The organism is Pontibacter indicus, from assembly GCF_900156345.1.
Taxonomy (GTDB): domain Bacteria; phylum Bacteroidota; class Bacteroidia; order Cytophagales; family Hymenobacteraceae; genus Pontibacter; species Pontibacter indicus.
This window is the reverse complement of the sequence record NZ_FTPP01000002.1, coordinates 459,907-482,987: the sequence shown is the minus strand read 5'-3', so window position 1 is coordinate 482,987 and position 23,081 is coordinate 459,907. Positions and strand designations below refer to the sequence as shown.

Annotated in this window: 21 protein-coding genes; 7 read left to right on the top strand and 14 right to left on the bottom strand. The window is 52.8% G+C overall.

The genetic code is table 11. The annotated features are described in order from the left end of the window. The first annotated feature begins 231 nt into the window (after positions 1-231). Positions 232-804, top strand: a complete 573-nt coding sequence (locus B0B12_RS10760) for a porin family protein (RefSeq protein WP_076668762.1) — start codon at positions 232-234, stop codon at positions 802-804. Positions 805-876: 72 nt separating this feature from the next. Then, complete coding sequence (locus B0B12_RS10755; protein ID WP_244554678.1) at positions 877-2,412, top strand: hypothetical protein; 1,536 nt, start codon at positions 877-879, stop codon at positions 2,410-2,412. A 63-nt stretch (positions 2,413-2,475) separates the two neighbouring features. Here B0B12_RS10755 and B0B12_RS10750 read toward each other — a convergent pair whose 3' ends face one another. After that, positions 2,476-2,970, bottom strand: a complete 495-nt coding sequence (locus B0B12_RS10750; RefSeq protein WP_076668760.1) for a DUF4168 domain-containing protein — start codon at positions 2,968-2,970, stop codon at positions 2,476-2,478. Positions 2,971-3,247: 277 nt separating this feature from the next. Here B0B12_RS10750 and B0B12_RS10745 point away from each other — a divergent pair, with 277 nt between their 5' ends. Together B0B12_RS10745 and B0B12_RS10740 are read left to right on the top strand one after the other, a co-directional pair. Then, positions 3,248-4,510, top strand: a complete 1,263-nt coding sequence (locus B0B12_RS10745; protein ID WP_076668758.1) for an outer membrane beta-barrel protein — start codon at positions 3,248-3,250, stop codon at positions 4,508-4,510. Between the two features lie 197 nt (positions 4,511-4,707). Next, positions 4,708-5,982 carry a porin family protein gene (locus B0B12_RS10740; RefSeq protein ID WP_076668756.1) on the top strand — a complete coding sequence of 425 codons (1,275 nt, stop codon included), beginning with the start codon at positions 4,708-4,710 and terminating at the stop codon, positions 5,980-5,982. Positions 5,983-6,111: 129 nt separating this feature from the next. Here the strand turns inward: B0B12_RS10740 and B0B12_RS10735 are convergent, their stop codons facing one another. The 3 genes from B0B12_RS10735 to B0B12_RS10725 form a co-directional block, all read right to left on the bottom strand. Next, positions 6,112-7,497, bottom strand: coding sequence for an FAD-dependent oxidoreductase (locus B0B12_RS10735; RefSeq protein ID WP_076668754.1), 1,386 nt, complete (start codon positions 7,495-7,497; stop codon positions 6,112-6,114). Between the two features lie 77 nt (positions 7,498-7,574). After that, the gene (locus B0B12_RS10730) at positions 7,575-8,186 is read right to left on the bottom strand and encodes an alpha-ketoglutarate-dependent dioxygenase AlkB family protein (RefSeq protein WP_076668752.1); all 612 of its coding nucleotides are present in this window, start codon (positions 8,184-8,186) and stop codon (positions 7,575-7,577) included. Continuing rightward, positions 8,155-9,867 (bottom strand): cation:proton antiporter, encoded by a 1,713-nt coding sequence (locus tag B0B12_RS10725; protein WP_076668750.1) that lies wholly within the window; start codon positions 9,865-9,867, stop codon positions 8,155-8,157. Before B0B12_RS10725 ends, B0B12_RS10730 begins: the two co-directional genes overlap by 32 nt. A 243-nt stretch (positions 9,868-10,110) precedes the next feature. On the opposite strand from B0B12_RS10725, the gene B0B12_RS10720 reads away from it, so the two are divergent. Next, positions 10,111-11,499: an alanine/glycine:cation symporter family protein gene (locus tag B0B12_RS10720; RefSeq protein ID WP_076670238.1), complete on the top strand. Its 1,389-nt coding sequence runs from the start codon at positions 10,111-10,113 to the stop codon at positions 11,497-11,499. A gap of 157 nt (positions 11,500-11,656) precedes the next feature. Beyond that, complete coding sequence (locus tag B0B12_RS10715; protein ID WP_076668748.1) at positions 11,657-12,088, top strand: SRPBCC domain-containing protein; 432 nt, start codon at positions 11,657-11,659, stop codon at positions 12,086-12,088. 61 nt (positions 12,089-12,149) lie between these two features. Here the strand turns inward: B0B12_RS10715 and B0B12_RS10710 are convergent, their stop codons facing one another. From B0B12_RS10710 to B0B12_RS10665, 10 genes are all read right to left on the bottom strand, one after another. Next, positions 12,150-13,091: a mechanosensitive ion channel family protein gene (locus tag B0B12_RS10710; RefSeq protein ID WP_076668746.1), complete on the bottom strand. Its 942-nt coding sequence runs from the start codon at positions 13,089-13,091 to the stop codon at positions 12,150-12,152. 47 nt (positions 13,092-13,138) lie between these two features. Next, positions 13,139-15,379, bottom strand: a complete 2,241-nt coding sequence (locus tag B0B12_RS10705; protein WP_076668744.1) for a monovalent cation:proton antiporter family protein — start codon at positions 15,377-15,379, stop codon at positions 13,139-13,141. Positions 15,380-15,561: 182 nt separating this feature from the next. Continuing rightward, positions 15,562-16,887 carry a mechanosensitive ion channel family protein gene (locus tag B0B12_RS10700; protein WP_076668742.1) on the bottom strand — a complete coding sequence of 442 codons (1,326 nt, stop codon included), beginning with the start codon at positions 16,885-16,887 and terminating at the stop codon, positions 15,562-15,564. A 386-nt stretch (positions 16,888-17,273) separates the two neighbouring features. Beyond that, positions 17,274-18,551, bottom strand: coding sequence for a kynureninase (gene kynU / locus B0B12_RS10695; protein WP_076668740.1), 1,278 nt, complete (start codon positions 18,549-18,551; stop codon positions 17,274-17,276). 141 nt (positions 18,552-18,692) lie between these two features. Beyond that, a complete protein-coding gene (locus B0B12_RS10690; protein WP_076668738.1) occupies positions 18,693-19,073 on the bottom strand; it encodes a hypothetical protein in 381 nt (126 codons plus the stop codon). 65 nt (positions 19,074-19,138) lie between these two features. Next, a complete protein-coding gene (locus B0B12_RS10685; protein WP_076668736.1) occupies positions 19,139-19,435 on the bottom strand; it encodes a type II toxin-antitoxin system RelE/ParE family toxin in 297 nt (98 codons plus the stop codon). After that, positions 19,423-19,662 (bottom strand): hypothetical protein, encoded by a 240-nt coding sequence (locus B0B12_RS10680; protein WP_076668734.1) that lies wholly within the window; start codon positions 19,660-19,662, stop codon positions 19,423-19,425. Before B0B12_RS10680 ends, B0B12_RS10685 begins: the two co-directional genes overlap by 13 nt. Before the next feature lie 87 nt (positions 19,663-19,749). Beyond that, positions 19,750-20,838, bottom strand: a complete 1,089-nt coding sequence (locus B0B12_RS10675) for an amidohydrolase family protein (protein ID WP_076668732.1) — start codon at positions 20,836-20,838, stop codon at positions 19,750-19,752. Between the two features lie 124 nt (positions 20,839-20,962). After that, positions 20,963-21,496, bottom strand: a complete 534-nt coding sequence (locus B0B12_RS10670; RefSeq protein WP_076668730.1) for a GNAT family N-acetyltransferase — start codon at positions 21,494-21,496, stop codon at positions 20,963-20,965. Positions 21,497-21,510: 14 nt separating this feature from the next. Continuing rightward, positions 21,511-22,050, bottom strand: coding sequence for a 3-hydroxyanthranilate 3,4-dioxygenase (locus B0B12_RS10665; RefSeq protein WP_076668728.1), 540 nt, complete (start codon positions 22,048-22,050; stop codon positions 21,511-21,513). A gap of 120 nt (positions 22,051-22,170) precedes the next feature. Here B0B12_RS10665 and B0B12_RS10660 point away from each other — a divergent pair, with 120 nt between their 5' ends. Beyond that, positions 22,171-22,959, top strand: a complete 789-nt coding sequence (locus B0B12_RS10660; protein ID WP_076668726.1) for an SDR family oxidoreductase — start codon at positions 22,171-22,173, stop codon at positions 22,957-22,959. Positions 22,960-23,081: the final 122 nt, after the last annotated feature.

The following is a 23,081-nucleotide window of genomic DNA, read 5'->3' as shown; positions in this document are numbered from 1 at the left end:
TATACCTTAGCCGGGCTCTTATTTTATCTTCTCGGGATATAAATGCAGGTGTAATTGCGCTACTGAACATTTTAAGCAGAATCCGGTATATTAGTGCTGCACCCACAAAGCTGCCTCTCGTTAGCGTCCTGGTGTTGCTACCTTCAGAATCCATGGTATAGCTATTCCAATTATATCGTGTGCTTATGCATTCATACTATCTTAATGACACTAATAGCTTAGTAGATTTCTATGTATAAATTCTACCTACTCTTTCTAGGGCTTTTTTTGCTTTGCTCTACCTCGGTGACAGCACAGGAGCAATCCTCCTCTTCTGCCAAAAGGAAGTATACCAGTATCAAAATTGGGCCAAGCCTCACGACCTTATCTCCCAAGGATGAGCCTTGGGCTGGCGGCCAGATTGGCGCCCATGCCGGTATATCTTACCTCACCATGGAAAACGATTGGCTAGGCATACAGCTAGAGGCGCAATACTCTTTACAGGGAGCAAAGATAGACAGAGGCCACCTGCTGCTGCATTATCTGAACATCCCTGTGCTTGCTAAGCTTTTTGTGGCACCCAATGTAAGCTTTCAGGGGGGAGCCTATGCAGGCTTGTTGCTGTCCGAGCGTTATGAGTTTGAGTCCTACTCTTCCAGGCCGAATATGGAAGGAACCGACTATGGACTGGCCTACGGGGTTACTTTCGGAGATGAAGCCAAGCTGACCTGTAGCCTTCGGCACCAGGTGGGGCTCGCCAATGTCATACACGCTAAAAACCAGGTGTTTCAGCTATCCTTATCCTATTGCATCAGTAGCAAATAGTGTTAGTAACATTATCTTTTTGGCTAGAAATTTGCTATCTAACATAAGTTAAATCCCCTAATAAATAGACTTATGCGATATATATTGTTAGCCTTGCTCCTGCTTGGTTTTGCGGCCCCCGAGGTGCGTGCCCAACAGGAGTTTGCCAGTCTGGAGCTGCCCTTGCGCCGGGCTGAAGATTTGGTGTCGGTGGCAGATGGTGATGGCAATGTTTGCCTTTACTTTTTTCAGGGTGGCAAGCTGAACTTTAGCCTGGTAAATGCCAAGGGGCAGACGGTCGCCACACAGGAGATCCCTTACCGTAACGGTCAGCAGCCTCAGGTGCTGGGCACCCGCGTAACCGATACAGAGTTTGTGTTTTACAGCCGCTTTGTCAACGGCAACAAGGAGTTTGTGCGTCCCTTTGCCGTGAACAGGTATAGCGGCGCTTTCCGCAGCCTGCCCGATGTGCCCCTACGCCGCGATAGAAAAGAAACCTTTGTCGGGGCCTTTGCCGATGCCGCACACTTTTACATGATCTACACCGATAAAAAGGATAACCTGATTCTGCACCGCGAGCTGGACGAGAGCTATTATGAGAAGAAGACCTTCCCGATGGCGGACCTGCCACGCACCCGCACGAAGGGAGAGCGCCAGCAGGAGCTCATCTTTGTGCACCCGGACCTGGAGCGTACTGTGTTTGCCGGCCAGCACCGCAGCAAGATCTATACCCGCGGCGACAAGCTATACCTGGTGTTCGACGGCTTCTCTTTGCGTGGCAAGAAAAATGAGCTGACTACCGAAATCATGACACTCGACTGGCCAAGCGGAAAGACCGAATACCGCACGCTGCCGTCGCTGACTGTCAGAACTGAGGCCAATTTTAACTCTTTCCTCCATGCCAATACCCTGTTTCGGGTACAGCTTGAGAAGGACGTGTTCACCCTGACGGCCTTTGACTTCAGCAGCCTGCAGCCCATCAAAGAGTACAGGTATACGGCCGACCAGGACATCGACATCAAAGCCACACCCGTGCACCAGCGGGGAGCGAACACCTTGTTCGCGCCTGGAAACAGTGTGATCGAGAAAACCTCAAAAGTGATGCGCAACCTGTCGAACGGCAAGCCTGCCATTACGGTGGATGCCTTTAACGACAGCACGCTGCAGCTGACCATTGGTTCGTATCAGCCGCCTAGCCGCCGAAACGTTGGCGGGGACCCGACCCGGCTGGTGCGCACCCCGGATCGCTATATCCAGACTTCCCGGGGCTTGTTCCTGATGCCTGGCCGCTGGATACCTGCCTATTCGCTGCCTTACAGGTATAGCATGTTCCCTTACAACCGCTACTATTACGACCCGTTCTATAACCAGGCTGGCGAGTCAGTAGGGCCGGGCACCAGCACCTACTTCAGAGCCGTGCTTGATAGCCAAACTTTAGAAAAGGCAAGTACGGCGGTTTCTGATAGTACCGCGGCCACTGCCCAGGATAAGATAGAGGCTTATGAGGAAGAGTTGAAGCAAACGCCGGAGTATAAGACCCTGTACCGCTACGGCAACAACAAGCTGCACTACGGCTATTTCGACAAGCGCAGTAAGACCTTTAAGATACTGGAGTTCACCCAGAACTAAGCCCTATAAAAAAAGCTTCGCCGGAATTCGGCGAAGCTTTTTTACTTTCAGGCGGTTGTTTCTTTACAAGCCCATCAGTTTCTGGATTTTGGCCTGCACGGCTGGGTCTTGCTGGTAGGCCAGCATAATCTGCTCGTAGCGTTCTACCGTCATGCCGTCTTTCTGGATGGCCGTCTGCATGTTCTTCTCAATGTCGGGCTGCATTTCCATCATGCGTCCAATCGCCTTGTTAAAAGCGGCTTTTTCGGCGGCTGTACCTTCGGCTTCGTTCAGTTTCTGCTGCTGGTGCGCCTGCGCCAGGGCGTTAAACCTATCCACAGGCAGCTTTTCCTCTTCCAGAATCACCAGCATGGCTTTTTCGCTTTCCTGCTGCAGCTCCATCAGGCGCGTGCTGGCATCTACAAAAAGTTTGATGTCCTGATCAGAAATAGCCTGTGTTTGCTGCTGCGGTGCTTTTTGGGGAGTGGCTTGCTGCGCCATAGCGCTGCCGCCGGTTGCCGCCAAACCTACAATTAGTCCTGCCACAGCAGTGACCTTCAGTTTATCTAGAATATTCATAAGAGTCGGGGTTTGAGAAATTTGAAATGATTAGAAAGAAAGGCAGGTTCTCTCGATTACCACTTAAACTATACATTATTTCAGGGAAATAGTTTTCAGTATTTGAGTTGCCTTCTACTCCCTGATTCAATAACCCTGCCACAAGCAAGTGCTGCCGGCCCGTATAACAGAGGATGTTCTCGTTAAATATGATACAAATTTCTGAATGAATATTAGCCCATATAGGTATATCCTATTATATTTATAGTCCAATCCTCTTTATGAACAACCCGCGAAAATGAAAAACCTTTACAAACTTATCACACTGTGCATCGCAGTGGTATTTTCCGTGCCTGCCACGGCACAAAGCGACTATAAACCGGGCTATGTGGTCATGCCGCAGGGCGATACGCTGCGGGGCCAGGTAAGCTACCGCACCGATCTGTCTGGCAAAACCATCGGCTTCAAGAAAGATGGCCAGTCAGCCACCGCCTCCTACACTGCCAATGACCTGTCAGGCTACGGCTTCCCGGGTGACAGAAACTACCGCACCAGAACCCTCGACCACGCAGACACACTGGCCGCTGAGTATGTGTTCATGCAGGAGCTTGTCCGTGGCACTGTCAGCCTTTTTGTGTACAAAGGCACCTATTTTGTCGAAAAGAAAGACAATCCGGACAAACTGCACAAGCTTTACATCACGAAAGAGGAGTACGTGAACCAGTATGGGGTAACAGCCCAGCGGGACATTAACCACCATGTGCGCATACTTAACACCCTGATGCTGGACTGCTTTGCCATGCTGAGCAAGGTAGAGCGCGTGAGGCTGGCAGAAAAAAGCCTGGTAGACCTCGTGAAGGAGTACAACAGCTGCGCCGGAGACCCCGACCAGACTACGTTCAAAGAGTCGAAAAAATGGTTTGCCATTCGTCCGGGCGTTGTGGCGGGCATGAGCCATACCTCGGTTGATTTTTCGGCCAAAGACGAAAGGTACCTGCACCTCGAGCACGCCGAGTTCAACACCAACACGCACCCTACGTTCGGCGTGTCTTTGCTGCTTTATTCGCCCCGCATCAACCAGAACGCATCGCTGCTGCTGGAGGGCCGCTATACGCAAAACAAGTTTGAGGCAGACCCGAGCTACAGATGGTTCGACGCGTATTACGACAACGAAATTTCTTTTGACTTGAGCGCATTTAAGCTGTCCACGGCTTTTCGCTACGATTTTTCCGGCAAGAAAGTGCAGCCTTTCGTGAACGCAGGTGTGTTCCATAACTTCATGCAGCGCCGCGAGTACAAGCACACCCAGTATTTCCGCCAAACTGAGAACAGCACACCTGCCCGCCGCGACCGCGACGATGCCGAATTTGTAGCCAATGTTCAGAAAGGATTTATGATCGGAGCGGGCTCATACCTCAACATCAACAAGCGCCGCCTGTCGCTGGAGGCCCGTTACGAGCATGGGCTGGACCTGCATAAACAAGATGTCATGAGCAAAACAGGTCAGTCGCTCGACTCCGGTACCAAGACGGTTTCCGTACTGCTCGGGCTATACCTCTAGGCTGACGGCTTTCAGGAACATGCTATGGTTTTTGTAAGGATCAACAGTGTGTAAGGCGCTTATCCTGTAGCGCCCTCCGCTATACCTGGGTTCTATTTTAAAGCAGTAAATAATTAACATCTATACCTTAAAAAAATCGGGTCGAAGCCCGCCAAAGCTCCGACCTGTATACCTCTACTACCTATACCCAATCTTTTATGAAACAATTTTTACTCGCCAGCCTGGCTTTGGTAGCCCTGCTTATCCCTTTTCATGCTACCGCCCAGGTTTACAGGCCGGGCTTTATCGTACAGGCCGACGGCGACACAACCAAAGGCCTGGTGCGCTACCGCGAAGGCAAACTGACTTACCAAAGCTGTATTTTCAAGACTTCAGAAGAGGCAGAGACCAAAGAATACTTTCCGGCCGACATCCAGGCCTACGGCGTTGTGGGTGAAACTCCTTTCAGGACAAAAGTGGTGCCCAGCGGCGAAGGGGTGTCGAGCCCTACTTTTGTGGAGGTAGTGGAGCAGGGAAAACTCATGCTCTATGCCCAGGATGATCAGTTATACTTGGAGAAAGAGAACAGTGGCCTCAAACATCTATACCTGCAGAACGACAATCATGATTTGCCTATGTACACAGGGGAAAGACAGACGGTCATGACCTCCGCCCAACACCTGATCCTGATACACTCCCTTACCCTCGACTGCCCGGTACCTGACAAACTGATGCTGAAAGTGCGGCAGCGCCTGCATGTGCCGAATGTGGCGGCCATCGTTCGCAACTATAATACCTGCGCGGAGCCAGCCAGCGCTGTTTCATACAAAAAAGACAAATTATGGATCCAAACGGAGCTAGGCGTGTTTGCAGGAAGTTATTTAACGGCTCTTCAATTTAACCACAGTACTTCCGCCCATAGATTCAGTGGCGCGAAACTACCTTCAGCAAGCAATTTTGTATTTGGTGCGGTCTTTAATTTTTCATCTCCTAAGAAAAGTGAGCGGTTCTCCGTGCAATTGGAGCCTATGTACAGCAAAGAACAGCACAAGGGCAACTATGTGTTTCCGAGAGAGGCTTACGAAATCAATGGAGATTATACGATAAACATATCGCGGTTTTCATTACCCATTATGCTTCGCTATACCTTAACTACCAACGGCAAGTTTAGACCTTATATAGGTGCAGGTATAACGAATGATTTTATACTCGACAGTAATGTGCAGGGATCTCAAAGCACTAAGTATTTCGCGAATGGCTACGTACACAAGAGCGACTATAGGGATTCTGAAATCGGCACCAACATATCACATGCGGTGACAGCGGCTGTAGGGACTAAATTTCAATTTAGTGAAAGACACGCTACGCTGCTGCAGTTCAGGTATGAGCACGGCCGTTATTTGGCTACAGACCAAAGCTATACAGACTCCAGAGTTTATTTGGCCAAAACGCACCAAGGCTATTACCTAACGGCTGCTTACCTGTTCAAATAAATCAGCTGTATCCACTATGTCCATTAACTTAGTGGCCTTAAACACAAATGCTCTTCCGGCGTTAGCGGTCCGGAAGAGCATTTGTGTTTGGTAGGTATAATAAAGAAACGTAGATGGCAGTTTTAGCTCCTATACCTCTTGCGGGCTGTAGCCTCTCAGCTTCTCTTTCTCTACCAGCTGCTTTTCCAATAACTTCTGCACCTCAGGCTTATCGTAATCCTCCACGGTTCTGATGTGCTTCATCACCTTTTTCATGATGGCATCTTGCAGGCGACCCGTTTCCAGGGCGTAGGAATACGGCAGGTCCGTGAACGTCACCATGGAATAGAGCGGGATCCATTTATCGGGGTACTGTTGGTTGATCTTGGCTTCGATTTTTTTGCGGAGCAGGAAGCGTGGGTCGGCCACTTTGTCGCGCATCTCAATGAAGTTCATCACAGCCAGGTCGGCAATGGCGTCGGCGTCGGGCTTGCGCTTGCGCTCGAATTTCTTGAATAGCTGTTCCCAGTCGCCGTCAAAGTTCTCCAGCATCTGGTCCAGCACCGTGATGTCCTCAAAGCCGGCATTCATACCTTGTCCGTAGAACGGCACCACCGCGTGGGAGGCGTCGCCGATCAGCAGGGCCTTATCCTCAAACGACCAGGGGAAGCACTTCACCGTCACCAGCGAACCGATGGGGTTTGAGAAATAATCCTCCGCCAGGTTAGGCATCAGCGGCACGGCATCCGGGAAGGTCTGCAGGAAAAAGTTGAGCAGGTCGTCGTCGGTTTTGATGCTCTCGAAGGAGAGCGGGCCTTCGTAGGGAAAGAACAGTGTGCAGGTGAAACTGCCGTCGAGGTTGGGCAGGGCGATCATCATGTAGTTGCCGCGCGGCCAGATGTGCAGTGCATGTTTCTCCAGCAGCCAGCCCCCACCCTCCGCCGGAGGTATGGTCAGTTCTTTGTAGCCGTACTCGAGGTAGCTCTGCGAGTAGTTGTAGCGCTCGGTCTTCTGCATGGCGTTGCGCACCATCGAGAAAGCACCGTCGGCTCCGAAGAGCAGTTCAGTTGCCAGCTCTTCCTGCTTGCCTGATTCGTGGTTGCGCAGCGTGGCCTTGTTGCGGTGCAGGTCCAGGTCGAGGAGTTGGCGGTTGAAGCGGTAAGTGATGTTCGGGTTTGGCTCCGACAAATCCATCAGGGCGGCGTTCAGTCCTGCCCGTGAGACCGAATAGATAGCCTGCCCCTCCTTACCATAAGGTTGAAACGTGAGGTTACCCTGCTCGTCGTGCATCATGCGGCCGTGCATGGGGATCGCCACCTGGCGCACGGCCTCTTCTATACCGATGCCGCGCAGCGCCCGAAAACCGCGGTCGCTCAGGGCCAGGTTGATCGAACGGCCACCGTCGAGCAGGGTCTTGCGCATGTCGGGCCGGCGCTCGTAAATGTCGACTTTGTGGCCGCGCTTGGCCAGGTATAGCGACAACAGCGAACCGACCAGTCCGGCGCCCATAATGGTGATGTTCTTTCTCTCGGCCATAGTGCAAGGGTATAGAATTCCTGTTTGTAAAGAAACGTTTTCCAATCGGGAAAGGCAATACTCGGCGGCAATATACCTTAGCCCACAATAGTGCGGAAAGTCAGGTTGATACGCGGGGCGATGGGCCGGCTGGTTTTGGGAAGTTGGTGATGCCAGTGTTGCTGCGTGGCGCCCTGCATCAGCAACAAACTACCGTGCTGCAAGGTGAGCTTCACAGGGGGCAGGTCCTTGCGTGTGCGGTGCCGGAAGGCAAAGCCCCTTTCCCCTCCCAAGCTGATAGACGCTATACCTGGTGCCAATGATTTTTCGTCGTCGGCGTGCCAGCCCATGCTGTCCTGCCCGTGGCGGTAGTAGTTGAGAAGCACACTGTTGTACTTGTCGCCGGAGGCGGCCTCCACCTTTTCTTTTAGCTCCAGCAGCACCGGCAGCCAGGGCTGGGGCGCATTGTAGAGGCCGGAATAGGTATAGCCTTTGTCGCCATACCAGGCGGTGAGGCGCGGCAAGGGCAACTGTTTGCCAAACATTCTGATCTCCTCCTGTTGCCAGGCCACCTCTTCGGTCAGGCGTTGCAGGTATAGGTCGCTTTCTGCTTTTGTGAAAAAGTGCGGTGCGTAATATACCTCGGCCTCCGGCATGTTGAGCTGCGTGAAGCCTTGTTTATCTTTGATCATGCTGTTGTTCTCTACCATCGCTGTCTTTATCTGATTGCACCACTTCCGCTTCTCTTTTGTGAGCATACGCGCTGAACATCTCGGCTACGTGCTGGGCGGAGTCTTTGTATGGCTCCAAAATGAACGCGGCTCCCGCCTCTCTGAGCGCCACGACAGCCCTGTCGCTGGTAGCAGTTACGGCAACCTGCCCCTGAAAGTCATGATGCCACAGCAGTCTCATCAGGCCTATGTTCACGTTCACCTCCGAAATGGTGCTGATCACATTGGAAACCTTCTTAACAGGGAGCACCTCAGCCAGATCGGGGTCCTCGGCGTCGCAGTACACCGCCTTAAGCCCTTGGTTCCTCCAGTCGTTGACAATGACGGGGTTGATGTCGACGCCGATGTAGGTGAGGCCCCTGGCTTCCAACGCGGTTGCTATACGCTGGCCGTAGCGCCCAAGCCCGAAAATAAGCACATCCGTTTTTCCCTCGTCAGTTAGCAGTTCCTCAGGCTGGCTAGGCTTTCTTTTTTCAAAAACACCCAGCATGGGGGCCAACATATCATAAAGCTGGTCTGAGAACATAATCATGTAGGTGGAGAGCGTGATCGTAATCAGGCCCACCAGCGTTACCAGCCCCAGCGTTTCTTCGTCGATGTGCCCCACACTCATGCCCATGTTGATCAGGATTAGTGAGAACTCGCTTATCTGGGCCACGGTAAGGCCGGCCTTAAAAGAAGTGCGCTTGTGGTAACCCATCATGCCCATGATGATGAGCACAATGATTGGGTTGCCGATAAGCACAAAAATGGAGAAGACGATGGAAGACAGGACCTGCTCTCCCATCAGGCCCAGGTTCAACCGCGAGCCCAGGTCGAGGAAAAAGAACAGTAGCAGGAAGTCGCGCACGCTGGTGAGGCGGCCGCTGATCACCTCGCGGTACTGCGTGGAGGCTAGCGATATACCTGCCAGAAAGGCCCCCACCTCTTTGCTGAAGCCCAGGTAATCGCCAAGTGCGGCCAACAGTATGGCCCAGCCGATGGAAAAGAGCACCAGCAGCTCCTGCGAGTCGGCCAGTTGCTTGGTGAGTCTGGGGATAACATACTTCATCAGCACGGCCACCACCGCAAACATGGTGACGCCTTTGCCGAACACATAGAGCAGGTCCATCCCTACAGAATGATCCGAGTCAGCACCAAGCGCCGACAGCACGATCATGACCACAACCACCACGATGTCCTGCACGATCAGGAAGCCAAGCGCGATCTGCCCATGCAGCATATCGATCTCCTTTTTGTCAGAGAGCAGCTTGACGATGATGATGGTACTGGAGAAGGTAAGCGCCACTGCCACATACAGCGACTCCAGCCAGTCGAAGCCCAAAGCCATGGCAATGCCGAAGCCAAAGACCGAGGTGAAGATCACCTGTCCCAGTCCCGTCATCAGGGCCACCCTACCCGTCGATCTGATCAGCTTGACGTCTAGCTTAAGCCCCACCACAAATAACAGGATGGAGATGCCCATCTCGGCCAGCAGGTCTACCTGGTGCCCGGAGTTGAGAATGTTGAGTACAGAGGGCCCCACCACTATGCCCACCGCAATAAAAGATACGATAAGCGGCTGCCGCAGCACACGCCCAATGGCACCGGCTACGGTAGCAATGAAAATGATAAGGGCGAACTCATAGAATTGCTCATTAATCAGTTCACTGAGGTTCATATAGGAGGTTTAAGGTCAGCATGGCACTGGAGCAGTACACAAAGATTCTACACAGGATCACAGTGCAGGGTTACCGCCTGCTATACCGGACGGGAGGTCACAGCCTAGGCCGGCTTGATGTACACAGACAGGCTGCCCGGCTTACAACCCTTTAAGATAAGAAAGATGCGCTTTTTATCAAGGGTTAACGGTAAACATTCTGTGTGTATCTTTGTGGCTTTCTACATTCGTAACTCGTTTCCATTGAAAAGATTAGAAGAATTTTTTGTCGCCTTTAGCGACGCTGCCTGGGGCATGCCTTTGCTGCTCCTGTTGATGGGCGGTGGTTTTTACTTTATGTTCTATTCGGGCTTTTTGCCCTTCCGTTACCTGCGACACGCCATCAATGTGCTGCGCGGCAAATACGACGACCCCAACGACCCGGGCGACATCAACCACTTTGAAGCACTCTCGGCTGCGCTGGCGGCTACTGTAGGGATGGGCAACATCAGTGGCGTGGCCGTGGCCATTGCCATTGGCGGACCGGGCGTACTGTTCTGGATGTGGGTGAGCGCCTTCGTGGGGATGGCCACCAAGTTCTTTACCTGCTCGCTCTCGGTGATGTACCGCGGCCACGACAGCGTAGGCCACCTCGAAGGCGGCCCGATGTACGTGATCGAAACCGGCCTGGGCAAAAAATGGAAACCGCTGGCGGTGCTCTTTGCCGTAGCGGGCCTTTTCGGCACACTGCCGATCTTCCAGGCCAACCAACTCACGCAGGTGGTGCGCGAGGTGCTGCTCGCGCCTCACGGTCTTACCACAACCGACCCGTTCTATACCAACCTCACCATCGGGCTAGGATTGGTGTTCATCACTTCGCTGGTAATCTTCGGAGGTATACAGCGCATTGGCCATGTGGCGGGCAAAATGGTGCCGGGCATGGTAATCCTCTATATGCTGTCCGTGTTCTACATCATGTTCACCAACTATACTGCTATACCTGGTGCCTTCGCTATGATCTTTGAAGACGCATTCACAGCACAGACCATGTTGGGAGGCGCTGTGGGAGCCATTATCATAGCCGGTGCGCGCCGGGCGGCCTTCTCTAACGAGGCAGGCATCGGCACAGCCTCCATGATGCACGGCGCCGCCAAAACCGACGAACCCATCCGTGAAGGGTTGGTGGCCATGCTCGGCCCCTTCATCGATACCATTGTGGTGTGTACGCTCACGGGCCTGGCCATCATCGTGACCGGAACCTGGCAAACCAGCGATGCCAACGGCGTGACCATGACGGCCACCGCCTTCAACAACGCCATGCCGGGCTTTGGTAGCTACGTGCTGGTGATTTGCGTGCTGATTTTCGCTTTTACCTCGCTGTTCTCTTACTCTTACTATGGCACCAAGTGCTTCAGCTACCTTTTTGGCGCCAAGTACAAGCACTATTATAACTACTTCTATGTGGCCACGATCGTGTTCGGAGCCACGGCGACCATCACCGCCGTCATCGCCCTTATCGACGGCATGTACGCCATGATGGCCATCCCGACCATGATCTCAGCCCTGCTGCTTTCGCCGAAAGTAATGACTGCTGCCCGGGACTATTTCAAGCGGATGAAGGAGTTTAGAGAGGTAGAAAAGCAGAAAGCTTAGGAGTTAGAAAGTTGAGGGGTTTGGGAAAGGTAGATGGCAAGGAGTAGGCTGTATAGGTTGTACACGAGATTTCGCTGCATTATTCAAGAGAAATATTGTTTATTATGAATATTTGTAAATTGCCATTTCAATCGATCATCCACACTTGTTCGACCCCATGCAGCACATCGAAACAGAGATCCTAATCAATGCGAGCCCCGAGAAGGTATGGGCCGTCCTGACTGATTTTGACCACCACCCTAAATGGAACCCGTTCATCAAGTCCATTGAAGGCGAGAAAGCCGTAGGGAAGCAGTTGAAAGTTGCCATCCAACCTCCAGGCGGCGGTGGCATGACATTCAAGCCTGAGGTGCTGGCATTTGAAGCGAACAAGGAATTCCGTTGGAAGGGCAAACTCCTGGTTAAAGGTATCTTCGACGGTGAGCACTACTTCCGACTTGCTGACGCAGGAAATGGAGCAACCCGGTTTAGCCACGGCGAGAAATTTAGCGGTTTTCTGGTAGCACTGATGGGCGGCATGCTCGACAAAACCAAAGCAGGCTTTGAGCTGATGAACGAGGCGCTGAAAAAGGAGTGTGAAAAGGTATAGACGCTGGTATAGCGGCACGTAAATAACAAAGGCCTGGGCGGATGACTCAGGCCTTTGTTGTTTATTCCATTCCCCTCCGGCCGCTTTCCATATGCTGCATCTCGTTTTCCTGTCCTTCGGCGGCGCTGTAAAAGCGGGTGGTTGGGTAGGCAAACCTGATGTCCGGGCTGGCCAGGAACTCGGTTAGGGTATCTTCCCAGATCTTGTTTTCGCTCTCGCGGCGGCCGTTGAGGTTGCAAAGGTAGCGCACCGTGAGCTGTATACCGTTCTCTCTAACTTTGGTGAACACCCTCGGCTCGAAACTCCGGTAAAAGATCAGGTGCTGCTGGGCCTCAATGCGCACGCGCTGCTCCTGCTCCTCGTTCAGCCGTTCAGAGTGGCGCAGGGCGATGTCCTTCAAAATGACCTTGGCTTTTTGCCAGTTGCTCTCGAACGTAATGCGCAGTTGCAGCTCGTGCCACAGAAACGGGAAACCGTAGTTGTAATTGATCTGCCCCTGCGTGAACACCTGGCTATTGGGGATGTGCACCACCCGGCCCGTCGCCTGTTCGGAATCCACCCACTCGCCCAGCTCGTTTAGCGTGAACTGGAAGAAGCCAATGTCGATCACGTCGCCGGTATAGAGGCCAATTTTGATGCGGTCGCCCACTTTAAAGGGGCGCTTCCAGATCAGGAACACCCAGCCCATCATGTTCAGAATCGGGTCGCGGAGTACCACCACCAAACCAACTGAGAAGATACCCAGGAAGGTCGTGATAGACTTGAAGCCGTCGAACCAGATGTTGGCCAGGAAGATGATGCCCAGGCCGGTGACCACGTAGTTGGTCGTCTTCTTCCACTGGTACAGCTTACGGGTGTCGGTCTGCTGCCGCGAGGCCAGGCGCAACAGTACCCTGCTGATGATCCAGAGCACCAGCAGGGCGATCACCGACTTCAAAATGTTTTCCTGTATTTGGGCTGACAGGTGAAAATTCTCCTCTATCCAGTATTCTATCTTGCGCATAGTGCTTATTTCTTTCTCAGGCTAAAATCGTAAAAATGGCGCTCTTCTCAAACCCGCTGTTGGGTTGCCTCCAGCTGCCTGACGCGCCATGGGCTACCCACAATCCAAACGATATCCCCCTCCTCTATCACCAACTCCGAGTCAGGGTTGAGGATGCGCCGGCCCTTCTTCTCTATACCCACAATCAGGCCTTTCGTTTTCTCCCGCACACCCGACTCACGCACCGTGCGGCCATGCAGCATCGAATCAGAGGACACGACAACCTTCTGTAAACCGACTTCCTCACGGGCAGTTTCGCCGTTTTGAGCAGGTATAGACGCCTCGTTGACAAAATCCCCGAAAGCTGCTAGCTGCTCATCGGTGCCGAAAACGTAAATTTTATCGCCCGGGAATATGCGTTCGTCGCGCGTTGGCGCCATGATCGTGCGGTCTTCCCGCTCTATAACGGCCACATTGATGCCGTATTTTTCGCGTATCTGCAGCTCACCCATGCTCTTGCCCACCACTACAGCGCTTGGCGCCACCTCAAAGCTAGTCAGGTGCGCATCCCAAGGCACCAGGGTATGCGTCATGCTGCTGGCAGCCGCTATCTCGCGGGCGTTCAGGTTCGACATGAAGCGGTTCTCGATCCGAATGTAGAAGTTCTGAATTCTTTTGGAGAAAAGCACCAACAGGCCGATGATAAGCAAGCTCACTATAAGGGCCACCTCCACCGACAGCACCCGGTTGAGCAGAAAGCCGATCACCAGAATGGCTATACCTATCCTGGTAAATTCCAGCACGATGATTAGGCTGCGGTAGTTGCGGTTGGCCCAGATACGGCCCTGCGCCTCTTTCTGCGGATGGTATACGGCCATGGCCCACAAAAAGGGCAGCATCAGGATCAAGGCAATGCTAACCGTGGCGACGCGGCCCCAGGTGCCCGGCAGGACCTCTTCGGTCATAAAAGGATACAGGAAGTTTTCTGCCAGCAGCACAATCGCCACCAGCAGCACAGAGGAAACCGCCATGTTCACCATGTAGGAACGCAGCAGTATTTTCCAGTCGCTGGCCGTGCCGATGGTCCGGGCCCCGGAGCTATACTGGTTCAGCCGCTTCTTCCACTTCCTCGGCAGCATACGCTCCACCGACTGGTAGAACGGCTCCGACAGCCTGATCATGTAAGGTGTGGTGAAGGTCGTGATGGCTGACACTGCCACTGCTACCGGGTAGAGGAAGTCGCTGGTTACTTTGAGCGAGAGGCCCAAGGTGGCAATGATGAAAGAAAACTCCCCGATCTGCGACACGCTCATACCTGACTGGATGGAGGTTTTGAGTCCCTGCCCTGCTATCAGGCCGCCGCCGCTGATGCTCACCAGCTTGCCCACCAGCGTCACGACTGTAATTACAGCAATCGGCCCGGCATACTCCACAATCATCGCCGGGTTAATCAGGATGCCCACCGACACAAAGAAAATGGCTCCAAACAGGTCTTTCACGGACATGATCAGGTGCTCGATCTTCTCTGCTTTGGTGGTTTCGGCCAGGATGGAGCCCATGATAAAGGCCCCGAGCGCCGGCGAGAAACCCACCTGCGCCGCCAGGATCACCATCAGGAAGCAGAGGGCGATGGCGACGATCAGCAGCGTCTCGTCGTTCATCAGTTTGCTGGCCTGTTTGAGGAGTGTAGGTATAAGAAAGATGCCTGCCAGAAACCACACCGCCAGAAAGAAGGCGAGTTTGAGCACGGCCAGCAGCATTTCGGTGCCGGCAAACTGCTGGCTCACGGCCAGCGTTGAGAGCAGCACCATCAGCAGGATGGCCACCAGGTCCTCCACGATCAGCACCCCGAACACGAGTCCGGCAAAGCGCTGCGATTTCACGCCCAGCTCGTCGAAGGCCCGGATGATAATAGTAGTGGAGGAAATGGAGAGTATACCGCCCAGAAAAACACTGTCCATGGTGCTCCAGCCCAGCAGCTTGCCCGTGAGGTAGCCCAGCAGGAGCATCACGATCACCTCCACTCCCGCCATGATAGAAGAGGCCCCTCCGACTTTCACGAGCTTTTTGAAACTGAACTCCAGCCCCAGGCTGAACAGCAGGAAGATCACCCCGATCTCGGCCCATACGTTGATGTTCTCCAGCTCAATAATGGTCGGGAAAAAGCTTACGTGCGGCCCCACCAGCAGACCCGCAATGATGTAGCCGAGCACCAGCGGCTGCTTTAACTTCTTGAATATTAATGTCATGATACCGGCTGCTCCGAGTATCAGCCCCAGGTCCATTACCAAATGGGGAAGGTGTGTCATATAGCGGCTTAATGGTTAGACAGCAGATTTAAAGGCTCGGAGTTGGCTAGATGACCAACCCGTACAAGGTATACCAAAAACGCTAACACGCAGGTATGGTTACCCCGAAATTAGCAGTAGGCTCTCTTTCTTATACTTGTTCCGGCTCTTTCCTGATGCGTGTCTTGCCAAGCGCGGGCATCTTAATTCTGCATCGGCTCTGTCAGGGGCTGGCGGACATGGGCTGACGCAGCCGTATTGAAGTGCAGACTCCGCACATCGTCCGCCGCCGGCATCTCGAATACCTCCAGGTCAAAGTACTTCACGGCTGCCAACAGGTGGTCAAAAATATCGGCCATGATCGCCTCGTACTCTACCCACACAATGCTGTTGGCGAACAGGTATAGCTCAATGGGCATACCGGTGGTGGTTGGCTCAAGCTGGCGTACCATCATGATCATGTCTTTGTGCGTGCCCGGATGCTGCTTGATGTAGGCATCGATGTACTTCCGGAACACGCCCACGTTGGTCATGCTGCGGCCGTTGATGAGCAGGCTTTTGTCAATCTCATTCTCCTTGTTGAAGCGGTTGATTTCGTTCTGGCGCTCCTCCAGGTAACTTTTCAACAGCTGGATTTTGCTCAGTTCGGTAACCTCGTCGGTTGACAAGTAGCGGATGCTCGATATCTTGATGTAGATGGATCGCTTGATGCGGCGCCCGCCCGAGGTCTGCATGCCGCGCCAGTTTTTGAACGAGTCGGAGATGAGGTAATAGGTAGGGATGGTGGTAATAGTCTTGTCGAAGTTCTGCACCTTCACCGTTGTCAGGTTTATCTCGGTCACGGCCCCATCCGCGCCGTATTTTTCCATGGTCACCCAGTCGCCGATGCGCACCATGTCGTTGGAGGAGACCTGTATGCTGGCCACAAAACCCATGATGGTGTCTTTGAAGACCAACATCAGAATGGCCGAGGCGGCACCCATGGCCGTGATGAAGGTCCAGGCGTCTTTGCCGGTGAGGGTAGAGAAAATAAACAGACCTACTATGAAGTACAGGAAGATGGTGATCACCTGCAGGAAACTCTCAACCGGCTTTTCTTTGAAAGTCTCGGTCGTTTTCAGGAAATCCTTGCAGGTTCGCAGCAGCGCACGGGCCACCCACATCCACAGCAGGATCAGGTATATGTCGGTGAATTTGTTGAGGACCGGAATCCAGGTTGGGAAATCGGCAAACACGACAGGTATGGCCTGCTCCACCACCACAAGCGGCGCGATGCGGGCCAGGTATACGATCACCCTGTTTCGCGCCATGTACTCCACCAGGCGGGTACTGGACTTGGCTGCGATCTTATGCGCCGTGCCCACAAATATCTTTCTGGACAGGAAATCGACCAGGTATACGATAAGGGCCGTTATGGTGATCAGCACCAACAGATTGATGTAAGTGGCAGCCTGTTCAGGTACGCCAAAGTGTAACAGTTGGTCGGTTGTCCAGCTACTGATTTGGGCGTTTGAATAGGTTTTGTCCATAAAAAGGGTATTTGAAGGTAAAAAGATTGGAACAAGGAAGCCGCGCTGATTCGCAAAGAGTGGTTCGACGCGCCGGACTTACAGCACTTACCATGCCTCAATGGCCTGGGTGCAGAAACTTTTAGCCTGCTTAAGGTATATGCGACACCATGGGAGCAGGCAGGATACTGGCCAGAAGCATTTCCACTAAAAATACAGCCTGTGAATGGGCTAGTCCACTACGAGATAGGCCGAAATTAAAATATTAAAACTATACCTGAAGGCCTGCTGCATGTTCAGGAGAAATACTAAAGCGATGATAGCGTCTCACAGAAACAGAATATTCGGTTGCCGTTCCTGTGAGACACGATCATGGTACAAAAATAAGCATTTTGCTTGAATAATGCCTAGCTATGCCCTTCCAGGCAAGCGTGGAGGATCTCAGAGAAGCGGTATACCTCCTCAAAAGAGTTATAAAGCGGCGTCGGTGCCACCCGGATTACACTCGGTTCCCGGAAGTCTACAATGATGCCGGCCTCCATCAGCTTGTTGAACAACTCGCGGGCATTCTGCTTCACCAGCAGCGATATCTGGCAGCCGCGGGCCTGCGGGTCGCGCGGCGTGATCATCTCCAGCACATCTTTGCCTACCTGCACATCATCGATCAGGTATTCGAGGTATCCTGTCAGCTTTTCGCTTTTGGCGCGCAGGTTCTCCATACCTGCCTCGTCGAACAGCTCCAGCGAAGCGCGGTGCACGGCCATCGGCAGGATCTGGGCGTTGCTCAGCTGCCAGCCTTCGGCGCCCGGCATCGGTATAAAGCCTTTTTTCATCTGGAAGCGCACGCTCGCATCGTGGCCCCACCAGCCTGCAAAACGTGGCAGATCCGGGTTGTTGGCGTGGCGCTCGTGCACAAACGCTCCTGCCGTGCCGCCTGGGCCGGAGTTGAGGTACTTGTAAGTACACCACACAGCAAAATCCACGTCCCAGTCGTGCAGCTGCAGCGGCACGTTACCGGCCGCATGCGCCAGGTCAAAGCCTACCACAGCGCCCGCTTCGTGGCCAGCTTCGGTGATGGCCGCCATGTCATATACCTGCCCGGTGTAATAGTTGATGCCGCCCATTAGCACGAGCGCCAGTTCCTCGCCCTGCTCCGCTATACTTTGCAGGATGTCCTCGGTGCGCAGGGTATGCTCGCCCTCTCTCGGAAACAGCTCCACGATGGCCTCCTCCGGGGTATAGCCATGAAACTTCACCTGCGTCTCCAGCGCATACTGGTCCGACGGGAAAGCCCCACCCTCCATGATGATTTTGATGCGCTTGCCTTCTGGTCTGTAAAACGACACGAGCATCAGGTGCAGGTTCACGGTCAGCTGGTTCATGATCACGACTTCCTGCGGCTTGGCTCCTACGACTCTTGCAGCGCCATTGGTGAGCAGTTTGTGATAGTTGAACCAGGGCTCCTCGCCTTTGAAGTGGCCTTCCACCGCCAGATTCGCCCACTTGTACATCTCGTTGTCGATGTACATCTGCGCCGACTTCGGCTGCAGGCCGAGCGAGTTGCCACAGAAGTAAATTGCATCGCGGCCATTCACCTGCGGAAAGTAGAAGCGGTCTTTGAAATGCTTGAGTGGGTCGAGGTTATCTTGTTCCTGCGCGAAGGCAAGGGTATTTTGGTAGTTCATTTTTCTGGTGCGGGTAAGATTCGGGCGCTATACCTTAAAGGCTATGCGCTAATATCCTGCAAGATAAGAAAATGAACAGGAAGTTGGGGTGTGGAGAAAGTCGGAGGTAAAAAGTTAAACATGTAAATGCAAGAGCCATCCTTAATTTTCGGCCAGCTTGATTTTCGCCAGTTTTAAAGGCCAGCCTAATCTATATTCAGTTGAATATGTTTGCTTTAACTCTCCACTAAAGATAACTTTCAGGTTATCCTTTTTGAATTCCGCTGGCAAATTACAGGGCTCCAATGATCCTACCGGCGTATTGCCGCTTGGTTGACTAACCATTATCATGTAAATATCATACTCCTGCCAGTAAGTGACTGTTCCTTGTTCATTGTCAAATCTACTTACAGTTTTTCGCTCATCAAAAGTACATTCGCTTGCTAGCTTAGACTCCATTATTAGTTCATCAGCCTCTTTTTTGCAGCTTGTACTGAAGAAAAAAAAGCATATGCATAGTACCGTAGTGATCCTGTTTTTCATCTTGTCAAAATGATTGTTTACCAAGATGACCCTTCCTTTACCTAAAGGGTTGCAAGCGTATGGTTTTAACCGGTTCGTTTCTTATCAGGGCGCTGCCTGTTGTCGAATAATGCGAGAATGTAAATGGTGTCTTTTTGCTGTTTATAAAGAATGGTGGTATGACGGTGCAGCAAAAAACCTCTGATATCTTTTTCAGGATTTTCCAAAGTTCCTATTTGTGGGTACTTGCTGAGTAACTCCAGAAACTTGAATATTCTGTATGTGAATGTCTGCGCGGTCTTTTCTCCAAACTCGTTCTGCAAATAGCGCTGCAGCTCGTCCAGGTGTTTACTGGCTCGCTTGTTCCAGACTATTTGAGCCATTTAGCATTCTTTGTTTTCATTTCTTCATGAGATTCCCACGCTGATTCATCACCAATCTCACCCTCACTTGCCAAAGTTTGCTGCTTTTGCTCATCTGTTAAGCCGCTCCACAGGCTTTTAGGTTTATAATCACTTCTGCTGGAGAGAATCATGAAAATGTCCTCTAATAACTTTTCATCAGTAGTGGTATCAATCAGTTTATGCAAATCATCTTTTATAGCTGCCATTGCTTTTCTTTTTATAAATATACGACGAAATTCAATTCATACCCTCTTTGACTTACATTCGCACAACTAAATGGCAAAACAAACACCCTATACCTTTGCCCGCACCACACCCGGCACTTCTTTCACAAACCGACTCTTCTCCAGATTCAGCCACTCCAGCGCCGTGCCGTGCAGCATGCGGTCTTTGGTGGCGCGGTCGTAGGGCATGGATTCGATCAACTGACCAGGCTCGAGTTCGCCGAGCGGGAAAGGGTAGTCGGTGCCGAGGGCGATGCAGTTGGCGCCAACCAGGTTCACGAGGTAATCCAGCGCCTGCGGGTCGTGCACGAGGGAGTCGAAGTAGAATTTGCCCAAGTACTCGCGCGGGTTCACGTTGTTATCGACGGCGCACAGGTCGGGGCGCACTTCAAAGCCGTGGCATATACGGCCGATCGTGGCGGGGAAAGAGCCGCCGCCGTGCGCAAAAGCCACCCGCAGTTTCGGCAGCCGCTCCAACACGCCGCCGAATATCATGGAGCAGATCGCCAGACTTGTTTCAGCGGGCATGCCTACAAGCCAGGGCAGCCAGTACTTGCTCATTTTCTCCTTGCCGTACATGTCCCAGGGGTGCACAAACACAGCCGCTCCCAGCTCTTCTGCCGCCTGAAAAATCGGGAACAGCTCGGGCGCATCCAGGTTCAAGTCGTTGATGTGCGAACCGATCTGTATACCTGCCATTCCCAGTTCTTTCATGCAGCGCTCCAGCTCTTTAATAGCTAACTCTGGGTCCTGCATGGGGATGGTGCCCAGCCCTATGAAGCGGTCCGGATAGTCGGCTACGATGCCTGCGATGTGGTCGTTGAGCATCCTGGACAGGTCGTAGGTATGCTCGGGCTTGGCCCAGTAGTTGAACATGACCGGCACGGTGCTCAGCACCTGTACCCCTACTTGGTGTTGGCTGCACTCGTGCATGCGCACTTTGGGATCCCAGCAGTTGTCCTGTATCTCGCGGAAGAACTTGTCATCCATCATCATGCGGGCGCAGCAGGGCTTGTGGTGCTCCAGCCGGATGAAGCCACCATAGCCATAACGCTCCCGCAGATCGGGCCAGGTAGCAGGCAGGATGTGCGTGTGAATGTCAATCTTGAACAGATTGTTTTCAGTAAGTATAGGCGATGTAGGCTTCTGGTCTTGCATGCTGGTAATCGGGCGAAAAAGCGGCTATAGGGTATACGGCCAAATCAGGCAATCCAACAAGATACACATTTTCCGGATTTTTTATGATAGATTTTACCAAGGCTCTACAGGCAAGCATAATTCCTTACAGCTCCCTTTTCAATACGCTGTAATAAAGCAGGTCGATGAACCGGCCGTTCTTCATCTCCCGCTCGCGCAGCCTGCCCTCGCAGGTAAAGCCCAGCTTCTGCAGCACTTTTTCTGAGGCGGCATTACCTCCTTCCACAATAGCCTCTATGCGGTTGAGGTGCATCTCGTGGAAAGCATATTGCATGACGGCGCGGGCCGCCTCCGGCACGTAGCCTTTGCCCCAGTAGGCAGGTAGCAGCCAATAACCCATCTGGGCTTTCTGGTGCTCCGCCTCCAGTTCGTTCAGCCCGCAGGCGCCTATCAATTGCCCTTCTCCCTTGATTGAAAAAGCCCACCAGACGCCAGTGCCATTCTTAATAAGGTCTTCGTAAAACTGCATCTGCTCCTGCACGGCCTCCGGTGTGTCATAGTGCACGGCATAGTATTCCGTCACGCGCCTGTCGGACAGGCCCTGCAGGATGAAGGCAGCATCAGCGGGCCAGATCATTCGTAGCTCCAGCCGCTTGGTGACCAGCTTTGGGTGCTGCATAAGGTCGCGTTCGCTTATTTTGCTGTCTCTGCTGGCTTCACCGGGGGCTGCAGCACCTCACCGCACTTCTTGCAGGTGCGCAGGTCTTCGTTGTCCCAGAAATTGCCCATGATCACCGGCAACTGCTTCACAATGTCGGCCACTTCGGTAAAGTCCTCGTGCAGTTTGTTGCCGCAGTTCTCGCAGAACCACATGAAACCGTCCTTTTCCCCTTCTTTGCGGTAGCGTTCGATCACCAAACCCACCGTATTGGCCGGGCGCTGCGGGGAGTGCGGCACTTTTGCCGGAAGCAGGAAGATTTCCCCTTCCTTTATTGGAATATCCACGGGTTTGCCGTCGTCTATGATTTTCAGCACAATGTCGCCTTCCACCTGGTAGAAGAACTCCTCGCTTTCGTCGTAGTGATAGTCTTTACGGGCATTGGGACCGCCCACCACCATCACAATGAAATCGTCGTTGCCTTTGTATACCTGCTGGTTGCCCACCGGTGGCTTGAGCAGGTGATGGTGTTCCTCTATCCACTGTTTGAAATTGAAAGCGCGCTGTATAGCCATAGTTCTATCGGGTTAGGTTGATTGTTTGAATGTACGAAAAAGTATGTAGAAATGGTAGCGCAGGCATAGCTCCGACTCAGACTGCCGTGCAAGTTTAAAGCCTTTTACGTACATTTAAGCATGAACTTAGACCTGACTGACAAAAGAGCCATTGTGTGCGGCAGCACGCAAGGTATAGGCAAAGCCATCGCCCTGGAACTGGCACAACTCGGTGCCAGCGTGACACTGGTAGCCCGCAACGAAGCCAGGCTGCAGGAAACAGCCAAAGAACTAGACGACAGCCATGGCCAGCAACACGACTACCTGGTAGCCGATTTCAGTAAGCCGGATGAGTTGGTGCAGCAGCTACAGGTATACCTGCAGCAACACGAGCAGGTGCACATCCTCGTCAACAACACCGGCGGACCGGCAGGCGGACCGATTGTGAACGCCAAGCCAGAGGAGTTCCTGAGCGCTTTCAACATGCACCTGATCAACAACCACAACCTGGCGCAGGCGGTGATTCCGCTGATGAAGAAGGCAGGATACGGCCGCATCATCAACATCATCAGCACCTCCGTGAAACAGCCTTTGCAGGGCCTGGGCGTATCGAATACCATACGCGGTGCCGTGGCCAGCTGGGCCAAGACCATGGCCAACGAGCTGGGGCAATTCGGCATCACAGTGAACAACGTACTCCCTGGCGCTACCCGCACGGGCCGTCTGGAGTCCATCATCGAGAACAAGGCGAAGAAAACCGACAGCGCTGTGGACAAGGTAGAAGAAGAGATGATGTCCGAAATCCCGGCTCGTCGCTTTGCCGACCCCGAAGAAGTAGCGGCTGCGGCAGCTTTTCTGGCGACTCCGGCTGCGGCCTATATCAACGGTATTAATGTGCCGGTTGACGGTGGTAGGACGGGGAGCTTGTAGGAATTATTTATATGGCAGCGCTCTTTGTAATAGTTTTCTTGAATTTCAGTTTTATGGCAGTCCTATTGAGCTTATCCAGCTTTTATAAACTTAGATTGGAAGATTATCTATTCAATCTGATA